The sequence below is a fragment of the Pseudoalteromonas sp. NGC95 genome (assembly GCF_015864705.1).
Taxonomy (GTDB): Bacteria; Pseudomonadota; Gammaproteobacteria; order Enterobacterales; family Alteromonadaceae; genus Pseudoalteromonas; species Pseudoalteromonas arctica.
Genome location: NZ_JADYWR010000042.1, coordinates 1 through 14,096, shown reverse-complemented (window position 1 = coordinate 14,096; position 14,096 = coordinate 1). Strand labels below are relative to the sequence as shown.

General features: G+C 41.0%; 11 protein-coding genes and 1 pseudogene. 5 read left to right on the top strand and 7 right to left on the bottom strand.

The window, feature by feature from the left end:
• Positions 1-144: 144 nt before the first annotated feature.
• Positions 145-672 (bottom strand): sugar O-acetyltransferase, encoded by a 528-nt coding sequence (locus tag I6E70_RS20125; RefSeq protein WP_197189461.1) that lies wholly within the window; start codon positions 670-672, stop codon positions 145-147.
• A gap of 159 nt (positions 673-831) precedes the next feature.
• Between I6E70_RS20125 and I6E70_RS20120 the strand changes: the two genes are divergently transcribed.
• The 4 genes from I6E70_RS20120 to I6E70_RS20105 all read left to right on the top strand — a co-directional run bounded on the left by I6E70_RS20120 (position 832) and on the right by I6E70_RS20105 (position 6,212).
• A complete protein-coding gene (locus I6E70_RS20120; RefSeq protein ID WP_197189460.1) occupies positions 832-1,596 on the top strand; it encodes a DeoR/GlpR family DNA-binding transcription regulator in 765 nt (254 codons plus the stop codon).
• Positions 1,597-1,642: 46 nt separating this feature from the next.
• Entirely contained in the window at positions 1,643-3,463 is a 1,821-nt protein-coding gene (gene glmS / locus I6E70_RS20115; RefSeq protein WP_007580413.1) for a glutamine--fructose-6-phosphate transaminase (isomerizing), read from the top strand.
• Between the two features lie 112 nt (positions 3,464-3,575).
• The gene (locus tag I6E70_RS20110; protein WP_197189459.1) at positions 3,576-4,763 is read left to right on the top strand and encodes an alpha/beta hydrolase-fold protein; all 1,188 of its coding nucleotides are present in this window, start codon (positions 3,576-3,578) and stop codon (positions 4,761-4,763) included.
• A 147-nt stretch (positions 4,764-4,910) separates the two neighbouring features.
• The gene (locus I6E70_RS20105) at positions 4,911-6,212 is read left to right on the top strand and encodes a DEAD/DEAH box helicase (RefSeq protein ID WP_197189458.1); all 1,302 of its coding nucleotides are present in this window, start codon (positions 4,911-4,913) and stop codon (positions 6,210-6,212) included.
• A 97-nt stretch (positions 6,213-6,309) separates the two neighbouring features.
• On the opposite strand, the gene I6E70_RS20100 is transcribed toward I6E70_RS20105, so the two are convergent.
• Both I6E70_RS20100 and I6E70_RS20095 read right to left on the bottom strand, forming a co-directional pair.
• Positions 6,310-7,707 carry a 5-methyltetrahydrofolate--homocysteine methyltransferase gene (locus tag I6E70_RS20100; RefSeq protein WP_197189457.1) on the bottom strand — a complete coding sequence of 466 codons (1,398 nt, stop codon included), beginning with the start codon at positions 7,705-7,707 and terminating at the stop codon, positions 6,310-6,312.
• A gap of 32 nt (positions 7,708-7,739) precedes the next feature.
• Positions 7,740-10,151, bottom strand: a complete 2,412-nt coding sequence (locus tag I6E70_RS20095) for a TonB-dependent receptor (protein WP_197189456.1) — start codon at positions 10,149-10,151, stop codon at positions 7,740-7,742.
• Positions 10,152-10,292: 141 nt separating this feature from the next.
• Between I6E70_RS20095 and I6E70_RS20090 the strand changes: the two genes are divergently transcribed.
• Complete coding sequence (locus I6E70_RS20090) at positions 10,293-10,709, top strand: MerC domain-containing protein (protein ID WP_197189462.1); 417 nt, start codon at positions 10,293-10,295, stop codon at positions 10,707-10,709.
• Positions 10,710-10,871: 162 nt separating this feature from the next.
• Here the strand turns inward: I6E70_RS20090 and I6E70_RS20085 are convergent, their stop codons facing one another.
• The 4 genes and pseudogenes from I6E70_RS20085 to I6E70_RS20070 form a co-directional block, all read right to left on the bottom strand.
• Positions 10,872-12,413, bottom strand: a complete 1,542-nt coding sequence (locus tag I6E70_RS20085) for a BCCT family transporter (protein WP_197189455.1) — start codon at positions 12,411-12,413, stop codon at positions 10,872-10,874.
• Positions 12,400-13,305, bottom strand: a pseudogene (locus I6E70_RS20080) (homocysteine S-methyltransferase family protein). Before I6E70_RS20080 ends, I6E70_RS20085 begins: the two are co-directional and overlap by 14 nt.
• Before the next feature lie 168 nt (positions 13,306-13,473).
• Entirely contained in the window at positions 13,474-13,722 is a 249-nt protein-coding gene (locus I6E70_RS20075; protein ID WP_002963088.1) for a DUF3297 family protein, read from the bottom strand.
• 231 nt (positions 13,723-13,953) lie between these two features.
• Positions 13,954-14,096: cold-shock protein (locus I6E70_RS20070; protein ID WP_197161945.1), on the bottom strand; the 143-nt coding region annotated here is incomplete at its 5' end.

Below are 14,096 nucleotides of genomic sequence, written 5' to 3'. Positions count from 1 at the left end.
AGAAAGCCCGAATCTAACGATTCGGGCTTTTTTACGTCTGCAGAAAAGTGAAATGCGCGTAATTAATACACACTCACATTAACACCTATCACGTAGGGCGGGCGAGCGCAGCGACTCCCGATGTTAAAATTACATCGAGAATAGCTACAATGTTCTTATTTCATGAGCTGGGTTACCCGCTACTACAGTATTAGGCATTACATTTTTAGTAACCACAGCACCCGCACCCACAACACTACTTTCACCAATACTCACACCCGCTAAAATAATTGCACCTGCGCCAACCCATACGTTATTGCCTAACGCGATAGGTGCTGCAAAGTTTTCCTTATTAAGCCTTTTTGCTGGATTAGTAGCATGTGACACAGCTAAAAGCTGAACGTTCGGGCCTATTAAACAGTCATCACCAATGGTGATTGAGTGATTGGCTAATGGCGAGTCGAGAAGTGTGCAATTAATATTCATAAAAGTACGGTCACCAATAACTATTTGATTGCCGTAATCGCAATGAAAACCTGATTCTATAATTACACCATCACCCGACTTTAAAAATAACTCTTTGATACGTTTTAAGTTGCCTTTACTTGGGCTCTTATTAAATAAACGGCAGGTTTCACCTGCTTGCTTTCGCTGTGCTAAGTATTCTTTACTGATACTGTTAAATGACTGCATTGTATTTATCTTTATAACTTAATTAGTTACAGCTTACCGTACTTTTAGTTTTATTATTATTAGAATAAAACTGTGTTTTTTTTGCTCGTTCACTTGCCATTTAAGTTGTTTCGTTTAAAATCGCATAACTTTCGAAATGAAACTTAATTCACGAGCTTTATGACTAAACGAAACACACAGCAGCGTCGTCACAATATACTGGTTCAAGTTAATGAATTAGGTGAAGTAGCCGTTGAAAAGTTAGCACAGCAGTTTCAAACATCTGAAGTAACCATTCGAAAAGATTTAACCTCGCTTGAAAAAAGTGGCTTATTACTTCGCCGCTACGGTGGTGCTATTGCACTACCTAAAGAAATTGTTAGCGATGAAATAGATTCAAAGCGCAAAGTGGCTATAGCAAAAGCTGCAGCAACGCTTATAAAAGATCATAACCGCATTATTATTGATAGCGGACGCACTACGGCAGCTATGATCCCTGAGCTTGCTGATAAGCGTGGGCTAGTTGTTATGACCAACGCAATTAAAGTAGCGAGTCGTTTATTAGCACTCGAGAACGAGCCGACACTTTTAATGACCGGCGGAACGTGGGATCCACATTCTGAGTCATTTCAGGGGCAAGTTGCTGAAAATGTATTATGTTCTTACGATTTTGATCAGCTATTTATTGGTGCGGATGGTATAGACGTAAAGCGCGGCACAACGACTTTTAATGAGTTAGTTGGTTTGAGCCAAGTAATGGCAAAAGCCGCTCGTGAAGTAATTGTAATGGTTGAATCAGATAAGATTGGCCGAAAAATACCAAATTTAGAATTACCGTGGAAAATAGTAACCACATTAATAACCGACAATGGCTTAGCAGACGAAAAACGCAAAGCAATTGAGGCGTGTGGTGTAAAACTAATTTGCGCAGAGATTATTGAATAGTAACTACAAAGTGAGTTACTAGAATTAAAAAATTAATGGAGACACTATGTGTGGAATAGTTGGGGCAGTTGCAGAACGTCCAGTAAACAAAATTTTAGTTGAAGGCCTTAAACGTCTTGAATACCGTGGTTATGACTCAGCAGGCGTAGCATTGCTTGATGGCAACACACTTAATACTGTTAAAGCAGTAGGTAAAGTAGTTAACGTAGAAGCAGCTCTAGAAAAAGCAGGTGTTAGCGGTCATACAGGTATTGCACATACACGCTGGGCAACACATGGTAGCGTTACAGAAGCAAATGCACACCCACATGTATCAAACAACCAGTTAGCACTTGTGCACAACGGTATTATTGAAAACCACGCTAGCCTACGTACAGCACTTAAAGCAGATGGTTACGAATTCTTATCAGACACTGATACAGAAGTAATGGTGCATTTAATTCACCAACTTCGTAAACAACACACAACGTTACTTGCATCAGTACAAGCAGCTGTTAAACAGTTTGAAGGCGCCTTTGGTACTGTTGTATTTGATAAAGACAACGACAACGAAATCATTGTAGCGCGCTCAGGTAGTCCTCTTGTTATTGGTTTAGGCCTTGGCGAAAACTTTATTGCGTCTGATCAGTTAGCATTACTACCTGTTACTCGTAGCTTCATCTTTTTAGAAGAAGGCGACGTAGCACGTATTACACGTGACACAGTAGAAATTTTTGATGCAGACGGTAACGCAGTTGAGCGTGAAGTGATTGAATCAAACATTACGCAAGATGCATCAGGCAAAGGCGATTACCGTCACTACATGCTAAAAGAAATTTACGAGCAGCCACTTGCTGTACGTAATACTCTTGAAGGGCGTTTAAACGACGACCGTGTAGCAATTGATGCCTTTGGCGAAAGCGCTCAGCAAATATTTAAAGATGTAAAACATGTGCAAATTATTGCCTGTGGTACGTCTTACCATTCAGGTATGGTTGCACGTTACTGGCTTGAGCAGTTTGCAGGCGTTAGCTGTAATGTAGAAATAGCTTCTGAATTTAGATACCGTCAGTCGTTTGTTCATGAAAATAGCTTACTTGTTACTATTTCTCAATCGGGTGAAACTGCCGATACGCTAGCTGCATTACGCCTAGCTAAAGAGCAAGGTTACATGGCCTCAATGACTATTTGTAACGTACCTGGTTCATCGCTTGTACGCGAATCAGACCTTGCCTTTATGACTAAAGCAGGCGCTGAAATAGGCGTGGCATCTACTAAAGCATTTACTACGCAGTTAGTTGGTTTGTTAATGCTTACTGCGTCTATAGCGCAGGAAAAAGGCCTTGATCAAAGCGCAATTGTAAATGCAATTAAAGTACTTCCAGCTAAGTTAGAAGAAACATTATTACTCGCTGATGGTATTGCAGATCTTGCAGAAGAGTTTGCCGACAAACACCACTCACTGTTTTTAGGCCGTGGCTCGCAATACCCAATTGCAATGGAAGGCGCGCTTAAGCTTAAAGAGATTTCGTACATTCATGCAGAAGCCTACGCCGCTGGCGAGCTAAAACATGGCCCACTCGCGCTTATTGATGCCGACATGCCAATTATTGTTGTAGCACCAAATAACGAATTGCTAGAAAAACTTAAATCAAACGTAGAAGAAGTGCGCGCACGTGGCGGCATTATTTACGTATTCGCTGATAAAGATTCACACTTTGAGTCAGACGACACAATGCGTGTAATCAACGTAAACCACACTGACGACATTATTGCGCCAATTGTTTACACCTTGCCATTGCAGCTACTGTCGTACTACGTAGCGGTAATTAAAGGCACTGACGTTGACCAACCACGTAACTTAGCTAAATCGGTTACGGTTGAGTAAAATCAAAAGGTTGGTAATTACCTGTTAAAGATAAAAAGGCGCTCAATGCGCCTTTTTTTGTACCTCAAAGCCTGTTAGATTAAATAACACACTATTTTCTAAAGGATTAGTCATGCGTTTATTAACCGCTGTTTTTATAGGTAGTTTATTTATAGTTTCCAATAACACACTTGCAGAGCCTGATTTAAAACAGCAAACCATTGGCTATCCGCAACACACACATACATTTAAATCGGCTGTTTTAAACGAAGAACGCACAGTTGTCGTTCAGTTACCTAAGAGCTATCAATCTGAGCCAAACAAGGTATATCCTGTTATATATCGCTTAGATGGCGCGGGTAATATACCGCTTGCCAGTGCTGTTATTGAGCGCTTACAAAATAATAATCGTGCGCCTGAGGTTATTATTGTCGCTATTGAAAACACTAATCGCTTAAGAGATTTATACCCCACAGTTAATAAAGAGCCACAAGGCCCGGTAGGTGAAGGCGGAGGCGCAGCAAAGTTTTTAGCATTTATTGAGCAAGAGCTTATGCCCTTGATTAATAAAAGCTATCGTACGCATAACTTTAATGTGATTGCTGGAGGCTCAGCAGCAGGCGTGTTTGCACTTTATACTATGCAAGCTAACCCTGAACTTTTCCAAGCGCATATTGCTTACAGCCCTGCCGTTTGGTGGAACTATGGCGCACCGGTAAAAGCGACTAATTCGTTTATCAATAAATCAAAAGACCTGAATAACTATGTTTATATAAATATTGGCGAAGAAGCTGGCTTAATGCGTGAGCGATATAATGAGCTGCAGCAAGCTTTACAATCTAATAGCTTGCCAAATTTACGCTTTTTCAGTGACGCATTTGAAAATGTATCGCATAACTTAACATCTGCCGCTGGGGCCTTTAATGCTTATCATCATTTATTTTTACCCAAACAAATGCCCATGAGTGCTTTAAGCGATGATATAGAATCTATTGATGTTTATTATAAAAAGTTATCTCAGCAATGGGGGGAGCAAATAACACCTCCAGAGGCGGCTGTTAGGCAACTTGGTTACAACCTAGTAAATATGCAGCAATATGAGCGGGCTGTGGCAGTATTTAAGCATAATGTTAAGCATCACTCACAATCTGTTGATGCACTATGGGGGTTAGGTTATGGCTATGAATTACAAGGTAATATACAACAGGCACTTATTAAAATAGAGGCTGCTTTAAATGTCGTAGATACCACATACCCCTATTTAGATACCTTAAAAGAGACTAAAAGTAGATTACAAACACAGTTAAATAAAACCCAGTAATATAAAAGGACAATGCGCGGGGGTAGCCTGCGCTTACAGTTACCTTTACAACACGCCGCTGATATTTAAATCACTAATCTCTACTTAATAAGCGCTAAATACGCTAAAATTACAGGCTACTTTTTTAGCAATAAGCCCGTAATAAATATGACCTCAGCCACAAGCCCTAGCACTTTTTCCGAACTTGGCCTTATTCCAGAGCTATTAGCTCGTTTAACCGATTTGGAATATACCCAGCCTACACCTATTCAAGCTAAGGCTATACCTAGTGTGCTTGCGGGCAGTGACCTAATTGCAGGGGCAAATACTGGCTCAGGTAAAACGGCAACGTTTGCGTTGCCTATGTTACAAAAAGCTTTCCTAGAGCAAGGCGGTAAAAATGCTGAGAGCAAAGGTAACTTTGTAACAGGGCTTATTTTAGTGCCGACGCGTGAGCTTGCTACGCAGGTGGCCGATAGCGTTAAATCGTATTCTGCAAATTTTAATGGCGCAATTAAAACGGTTGCAGTGTTTGGTGGTGTGTCGGTTAATACACAAATGCAGGCTCTTCGTGGTGGCGCTGATATTATTGTGGCAACACCAGGGCGCTTACTCGATTTAATCTCAAGCAATGCGATTAAGCTCGATAATGTAACTACGCTTGTGCTTGATGAAGCCGACCGCATGTTAAGCCTTGGCTTTACCGAAGAGCTGGCTGATCTTTTAACGTTAATGCCTGCTAAAAAACAAACCATGTTGTTTTCAGCAACTTTCCCTGAGCAAGTTAAGCTATTAACGCAAGAGCTTTTAAACGACCCAGTTGAAATACAAGTACAAAACAAAGATGAAAGCACCTTAGTACAGCGTGTTTTTACCGTAAACAAAGGTGAAAAAACCACAGTTTTAGCACATTTAATTAAAACCCATAAATGGCGCCAAGCATTGATTTTTGTGAACGCTAAAAAAGACTGTGAGCACCTAGCGGCTAAGCTTGAAAAACGCGGTGTTAACGCACAAGTATTTCATGGCGATAAAGGCCAAAGTGAGCGTACTCGTGTAATAGAAAAATTTAAAGCGGGCGAAATCGAAGTACTTATCGCAACCGATATTGCTGCGCGTGGTTTGGATATTGAAAAGCTGCCAGTGGTAATAAACTTTAATCTACCACGCAGTCCTGCTGATTATATGCACCGTATTGGTCGAAGCGGCCGTGCTGGTGAAGTAGGCTTAGCACTTTCATTGGTTGACTATGAAGACTTGCATCACTTTAAAGTAATCGAGAAGAAAAACAAACTACGTCTTGAACGTGAAGAAGTAACCGGTTTTGCTGTAAACCAAGCTAATCTTGATGCTGCCGAGGCGCTTAAAAATGAAAAGCCAATGGCAAAACCAGAAGGCACAGGCAAGAAAAAGAAAAAAAATAAAGCCGATGATGTAGATGATGTATGGAGTGGCTGGCGCCGTAAGTAACAATAGAGCTAAATAAATAGCTGTAAAAACCCGTAATTAGTAAACCTAATTACGGGTTTTTTGTTTTGTGGCTTTAATTTAAAGCGTTAGTTTTAAATTAATGGTTGTGATCTTCATCTTCTATTTCTTGTGCAATCCCTAACCAGGTAATGCTTGCGGGTGGAAAAGTTAACTCTAGCTCACTTTCAATTTCTAGGTCTTCTAGGTGCACTTGCACTATGTGTTGAGCAATTGGATCGGCAATATAAGCAAACTGACCACTTTGCGCCACTGTCATACTAAAGCTCATTCCTTCGGGCATTGTGGTTACGTCTGCTTGAGTAATATCTACTTGGCCTGCAAGTTCCCAGTGCATTTCACCGTCATGTTCACGCCCAGTAAGTACATTTAAAAAGCCTAGGCTATCGAGTATTAAAAAGTGTTCACCACTGGCTGAAAAAGAATAAGAAACAGCACTTGCGCCATCAGCAAGTTGCCATTCTACTTCTTCCATTTCGGCATTTTCAGGATGAATGCTAAGCAATACTGAACCACTGCCATCATGCCCTGCGGCAATACCAAAAATTGTGTCATTGCTTTTATGGCCGTACAAAGTACCAATGCGCTGATCGCCTACGGCATCTATATTTACAACTTTTTGAGCGCTGTATACATCACCTTGCTGATGGGCAATCAATACACCATCACCACAACCAAATACAACATAATCGTGATTTTGTGCTGCGCCATGTAAATCGGGGCAGGTTATTTCAAACGTTTGCTCTAGTTCGTAATTACCATCGTGAAGATGATAAACACCCACTTGATCGGGAAGTACTTTGGCATTAGATGTATTACTTGCATCGTCGCGGCGAATGGTTGAGAGTAAATGCTCGCCGCGAGGCTCAGCTACACCATGCATGTTAATGTCGTAGTTAATGCCCGTAAGTGTAGCTGTTGTATTGGTAATATCGTTATCGGTTAGCACTTCTACTGAGGCAGGCGTACCGGTTTCTGCATCGCCATCGTAAAATATTGCTAATTGCCCGTCGTGAGTTATTAAGTGTGTAGGGCGACTACCACTTGTTAGCTCGTAGCTGCTAAACGCAGGGCCTTGTTCATAATCATGCAAGTGCTCTGCGTGATCTTCGCGCCACATACCGCCGTCTATAAACCCTAGGTAATCTTGAGTACGATTAGCAATAACAGCATAACGAAAGCCTGGTGATGCAGATAACGTGTTTGAGTCATTGTTTAGTGTAAATGTATCAAGTAATTCGTTGTTATCTAAATCAAAAAAGCTAGCTTCGTTACTGTCACCTGCCAGAACGGCAAGTCTGCCAAGTGAGTCTATGGTATAGCCGTCGTCATGGTCGTGATCATCGTCATGATTGTGCTCGTCTTCTACAACAATAGGATCTTTTTCCACAATGTTGGTTTCTGCATCGCCACAGGCCGTAATAAATGTAGCGCTAATAGCGAGTGCAATAAGCTTTAATTGATATAGTTTTTTCATGTTTATTTCCTTTAATTATAATTTTTTAACGCTTAAAAATAACCGCGAATACCTAGCGCAAAACTACGTCCTGGACGTGGCGCTATATCCTTTATAAACGAGCTGTGCACGCGTGCTTCTGTATCTGTTAAGTTAGTGCCTCGTAGGTACACAGACATATCTTGGTTTAACACTGAAAGGTCGTAAGAGATGCTCGCATCAACTAAGGTGTAACCGTCTGTGGCTGTTTCTTGTGGGGCTGTGCGGTCTTGCTCTTGATAACGAGTTACGTGAATATGCGCACTGAGTTTATCTGTTTGATAGCTTAGTTCGCTGCCAAAACGAAGCGGTGGTGTACGGGGTAAATCGCCGCCGTCTTTAAGGCGTGCACGAACGTAGTCAGAGAATACATCTAGCTTAAACTCGTTAGTTAGTTGCCACGCAATTTGCGCTTCAAAACCATGTAAAACTACATCATCTGTTTTAAATAAATAAACGGGTAGCTCTGATGAATGGTCGTGCTCGTCAGCGAGTTCTTCTTCATCGCCATGGTCGTGTCCACTTTCGGCGAATAAACCGGTGTCTATTTGGTAATAGTAGTTATCTACTTGGTTGTAAAAGGCATTTAAAATAAAGCCAACATCGCCTTGAGTTTTACGTAGGGTTAAATCGATATTATTGGCTGTTTCCAGATCAATTGCTTGTTCAGATAAACCCAAATGGCCATCTTCATCTAAATCAAATAGTGCGCCTACTTCGTAAGTGCCAGTACCAATATGCGGCCCAAACGATAACAACTCAGAGGCAGAAGGTGCGCGTTCAGAGCGCGATATCGACAGCCCTAAGTTATAGTTAGGTGTAAAATCCCAAACTACGCCTGCCGATAAACTGATTGGTGTAAATTCATGCTCTACGTCAAATACGCGAATGGTTTCTGCGCTTTCTTCGTGGCCATGATCATGCTCGTCGGCTTCTTCTGCTTCATCGTGTGCGTGAGCGTCAATATTTGGCAGCAATACGTCGCCTGCTTCAATGGTTACACGCTCAATACGCCCACCTACCTGCACTAAAAAATCACCAAAGTGCCTTTCTTCCATTAACGCTACAGCAAAACTTGCGGTCTCTGATGGAGGAGTAAAGGCCTCTTCACCTTGTGCTTCAACATCGCTTTGCTTGTAATGAAAGCTAATACCGCCATTCCATTCGTTAAATTGGTTATGCAGTAGATCTATGCGTAATTCGTTGGTTTCGTTTTTAAAGGTAGTGCCAACAGCGCCGCTCTCAATTTCAGCGTGTTCGTAGTCGGTATGGCCAGCGCGGAGATTTATTTTGTTTAGCCATTTATTATCTAGGTTGTACTCACCTAATAATTGCACTTTAGTTTGCTCTAAATCAGCAAATACGCTTTCTTCTTCGTCGTTGTGTTCTTCCTCTTCCTCCTCGCCGTGCGTATGACCAGGAATACCGTATTGACGATTAAATTGCTCTACTGCTAAGCCAATAAAGCCGTTATCCATTAAATAGCTAGCGCCAACAGTAAAACCGTCAGACTCTTCATTACTGTTTTCAACTTTGTAATCGCTACTATGGCCTTCACCGTCGCTATCTATATCGGCAGCTACAGGTACCCCGTAGTCATCGGCCTCACGCCAAAATGCATCGGCGTAAAAAGCCACCGAGTCTGTGCCTGTGGTGGCATTAAACGAGGCCACTTTTTGGTTATCTACCGAGTTATGTTCTAGGTTCCATTCACCACGCGTGGTGCTGTCGGTAGGTACGCGGTTATCTACTACATTAACCACACCACCAATTGCGCCACTGCCATAAAACAGCGTTGCAGGGCCGCGTAATACTTCAATTTGTTGTGCGGTAGACGCCTCCGATGCAACAGAGTGATCGGGGCCAACGCGCGAAACATCACTAACATCAAGGCCATTTTGAGTAATAAGTACGCGAGGGCCGCTTAAACCACGAATAATAGGTGTGCTGGCTACTTTACCGTGAAAATTTGTATTAACGCCTGGGAGTTTTTCAAGGCTGTCGCCAAGGGTTGCAGCTTGTTGTCGTCTTAGTTGTTCGCCAGATAAAACACTAACAGGCGATGCAGATTCCATTGCCGACATATGAATAGGGGTCGCTTCAATATCAATAACTTCAATAGGCGAGCGCTTTAAATTAAAAGTAACCGATTGGTTTTCATCATTAGTTATTGTTATATCGCGATGAAGATGCGCATAACCAGGGGCTACAACGTGAAGCTCTTTTAAGCCATTTTTTAGTTCTGTTATAACAAATTTACCGTTTTCATCGGTGGTTACTTTAAGATCTGAGCCTTCAACTTCTACCGTTGCATTGGTAACTACTTTACCTTTGTTGTTTAAAACAACGCCTTCTATTGTGGATGCAAGCACACTAGCCGGCAATAAAGCTGCTATGAGAACAGCTAATTGTGATTCACGTTTCATTTGACTACCTTGTTAGATGTTATATTATATCAATTATGCGAGTAATGTTATAATATATCAACAGTAATTAACTGATGTTATTAAAATGTCTCCTTAAAAGTAACGTTTTTGAGTGGAGACACTGATTTAGTAGAGGAAATAATGAAGTCGAGTCAAAGTGTTATGGATCGTATGGCAATAGGGTTATCGGTAATGTGCACAGTGCATTGTTTTGCAACCCCGGTTATTTTGGCGTTATTACCAAGCTTTGCTGTAATGCAAATAGATAGTGAGCAATTTCATTTATGGATTCTTGCGGCGGTAATGCCAACCAGTTTGTTGGCATTGAGTTTAGGCTGTAAAAAACATAAACGTACACGTTATATGGTGTCTGGTGTAACAGGCTTAGCTTTTATGATATTTGCCGTATTGCTAGGCCATGAAGTGCTCGAAAAAGCGCTAACCTTAATAGGCTCAGCGTTTATTGCTGTAGCTCATTGGTTTAATTACCAACAATGCCTTAAACAAAATGATGAAAATTGCCCGTGTTCAGGTAGCAAATTGGATAAAATAGTTTAACGCTTAGTTGTTGCTGGTGGTATGGCTCTCGTCGGCTAAATTAATACTGATTTATTTTAAATACTAAGGCTTCTTTGTTTTAAAAGGCGACCTCTTTCATACTGTAGTAACATGCTCAGTAATAGTAAATAAGGCCTCATAACATGAGGCCTTAAAATGTTTCTAATTCACTTTAACCGTTTCAGAATTTATACTTTCATACTGCTCAAGCGCTTCTATTTGATTTACACCCTTTAGTTGCATCATTAATTGCTTTACTAAAATCATGTAAATAAACATCATTGGCAGGCCAGCTACAACGCAGAGTGACTTAATGGTATCTATCCCACCACCGCATAAAAATACGCTAAAACTAATGAGTGCAATTGCACCAGCCCATAGGAGCTTAACTTTATGATCGGGGTCGCCATTTAGCTCTAGCTTATTAGTTGTTAACATAGCAGTGGCAACGCTTGCGCTTGACATAGTCGTTAGCATTAAAAAAAACTGAATAACCAAAAATAACACTAAGCCAATATTACCCGATGGTAGAGTTTGAATAAGTGACACTACAGCAAACGTTAAGCCGCCTTCGCTCATCCATTGTTGAACAGGTAAGCCACCAACTAACTGCGCCCATACTGCATAACCACCAAAAATTGATATAAAAAATGCACAGCCGAGCGAACCCATCGAAATAGTGTACAAAATAACTTCTTTAATAGTACGCCCACGTGAAATGCGAGTAATAAAAAGGCCCATCATAATTAAGTAAGCGTAATACCAAAACCAATAATATTGAGTCCACGATTGCGCAAAGCCGCCCTGTTGAACTGGATCGGTCCAAAGCGACATTCTAAAAAAGTTATCGAGCATGACACCTATTGAGTCAGTAAAGTTATTTAAAATAAACTGAGAGTCAGCTGCAAGTAATACAAACAAGGCAAAGCATATTGCAGCTATCACGGTATAGTCAGACACTTTGCTAGTACCTTTTTTAAAACCAACAAGCATTACCGCAACGAGCATTAAAACAAACAATAAAATAATACTGCCTTGGAGTAATAAGCTATTTTTAATCTCCAACAAAGCAGAAATACCAGTACTTAATAAAGATACGGTAAGCGCCAGCGAGCTTGCGAAAGCTGCAAGGGTGCCAAAAATTGCCAGTAAGTCGATTGCTTTAGCGATAACTGGATTACTGCCTACTACCGGTTCACAAAGGGTAGAGAGCTTTAAAGTACGCTTTTTTTGTACATAAAATGCGTACGCAAACGGGATTGCCGGAAAGCAGTAAATGGCCCAGCCAGTCACGCCCCAATGAAAAATAGAATAAGTAACAGACCAAGCTGCTGCTGCGTAGCTATTTGGTTCGGCAAAAAATGGTGGCGATTGCAAATAATACATCGGCTCACCAATTCCCCAATATATAAGAGAAGCACCTACACCTGCGGTAAAAATCATACCGCCGTACGAAAAGTTAGAGTGCTCTTTTTTTTCTTCACCTAATCTAATAGATCCGTACTTTGAAAAAGCTAACCAAAATAAAAAACCAACTAAAGCCAAGCTCACAAGTTCTACTAACCAACCAAACCAGCCTGTTACAAAGTGCATGGCGTTGCTTGCTAATAATTGTGACTGCTCCGGATATAAAGTTGAGATAACTAATAAGGTAATCACTAATGTAATTGCAGGAATAGCCAGCTCAAAGTTAAGGTTTTTCAATGGAATTTCTCCATTGCACGAGTGCTTCGATATGGCTTGGGTTAATTCCGCAGCAACCACCAATAATATTAGCGCCAAGGCTATGCCATTGTTTTGCAAATTCCAGATACTCGTCAGGAGATAAATCACGGTAGTCTTGCACTGCTTCATTTGCTTTGTGAGCACTTGAAATAGGAGTAAAGCTGTTAGCAAATGCGCCTAACGTTACTTTTTTATTTTGCTTAGTTAATACGTTATTAGTATCACGCAGTGCTTGCTCAATAACTTCAGGAATAGAGCAATTAAAGAAAATACCTGCAATGTTTTGCTGCTCAAGTAGTACGGTTATGGCATCGGTTACCAGCTCACCTGAACGCAGCGTTGCCTGCTCAGTTACTTCGTCACTTAGGGTAAATGCGTAATAACATGGCTTAGTTGAGCCTTTAAGTACGCTTGCCATTACTTGTGCTTCTTCAATACTCGATATTGTTTCGCCAAGCCAGAGGTCTACATGGAGATTTTGTGCATTGTATAAGGTATTTAAAATAGTAAAAGCACGTTCACTTTCAAATAAATCGGGACGGTATGAACCAAATGCAGGTGGTAGTGATCCTGCAACCAGTACGTTTTGCTTTGCATTATTTGCCGCTTTATTAGCAATAAGGGCAGCTTACTCTGCGAGTAACGCGCCTTGGCTTTCGTAGCGTTCTTCACCTAAATGAAACGGCACACAAGCGTAGCTATTAACCGTAATTATTTCGGCGCCAGCATCTATAAAACCTTGGTGAGCTTGTGCTACATATTGAGGAGCTTCTATAAGTGCCTGTGCACTCCAAAGTGGCTGTGAGAACGGAGCGCCAATGCGCTTAAGTTCACGTCCCATGCCGCCATCTAAAATCGTTACCTTTTTCACTTATGGACTTCTATATGTCTAAATATTATGGCGCTATTCAAACATATTTTTTAAAAAATCATAATGAAACTTCATCAGGTTGGGCATGAAAAAAGCTCAACCTATTAAAAGGGCACAAAAAAAGCGACTACCCAATATGGTGTCGCTTTTTTAGTAAGTAGTATTAGCTTACTTATAAAAGGCTTCAACAGTGCCTTTTCTTGTAAGTAAAAGTGGTTGTCCGCGACGATCAAGGCCTTTTGGAGATGCAAACTTTATCCAACCTTCGCTGATGCAGTATTCTTCAACATCAAAACGCTCTTTGCCGTTGAACGTGATACCAATATCGTGTTCAAAAACTTCTTCCACATGATGTGGGCTACGTGGATTAATAGAAAGGCGATCTGGTAAAGCAGGTTTTGCGGTAGTGTCGTTCATGGTCATATTCTATATTGAATGAAGTATGCGCTATTGTAGGCAATACAAAGCTTTCGCTCAAGAGAGATAGTAGTAAATGTGTTTAAAAATGTACTAATTAATGAGTTGTGTATACAAATGAGATTGCGCTTGGAAAATATTTACAGAGGAGGTTTTGAAGATATTCGACTAAATAATTATAAAGGTAAATATATTAATGGGTTATCTCTAACCCACTAAATTGTTTAGCAATTAGATGCTAACAATGTTCTCAGCTTGTGGGCCTTTTTGACCTTGAGTAACAGTAAACTGTACACGTTGGCCTTCAGCTAAAGTTTTAAAACCGTCGCCAGAGATTGCGCTAAAATGTGCGAACACGTCTGCGCCAGATTCTT

Excerpts from the sequence above, each read along its gene's own strand:
- I6E70_RS20105 (WP_197189458.1), top strand. The coding sequence starts at position 4,911 with ATGACCTCAGCCACAAGCCCTAGCACTTTTTCCGAACTTGGCCTTATT.
- I6E70_RS20090 (WP_197189462.1), top strand. The coding sequence starts at position 10,293 with ATGAAGTCGAGTCAAAGTGTTATGGATCGTATGGCAATAGGGTTATCG.
- I6E70_RS20110 (WP_197189459.1), top strand. The coding sequence starts at position 3,576 with ATGCGTTTATTAACCGCTGTTTTTATAGGTAGTTTATTTATAGTTTCC.
- I6E70_RS20095 (WP_197189456.1), bottom strand. The coding sequence starts at position 10,151 with ATGAAACGTGAATCACAATTAGCTGTTCTCATAGCAGCTTTATTGCCG.
- I6E70_RS20125 (WP_197189461.1), bottom strand. The coding sequence starts at position 672 with ATGCAGTCATTTAACAGTATCAGTAAAGAATACTTAGCACAGCGAAAG.
- I6E70_RS20075 (WP_002963088.1), bottom strand. The coding sequence starts at position 13,722 with ATGAACGACACTACCGCAAAACCTGCTTTACCAGATCGCCTTTCTATT.
- I6E70_RS20100 (WP_197189457.1), bottom strand. The coding sequence starts at position 7,707 with ATGAAAAAACTATATCAATTAAAGCTTATTGCACTCGCTATTAGCGCT.
- I6E70_RS20120 (WP_197189460.1), top strand. The coding sequence starts at position 832 with ATGACTAAACGAAACACACAGCAGCGTCGTCACAATATACTGGTTCAA.
- glmS (WP_007580413.1), top strand. The coding sequence starts at position 1,643 with ATGTGTGGAATAGTTGGGGCAGTTGCAGAACGTCCAGTAAACAAAATT.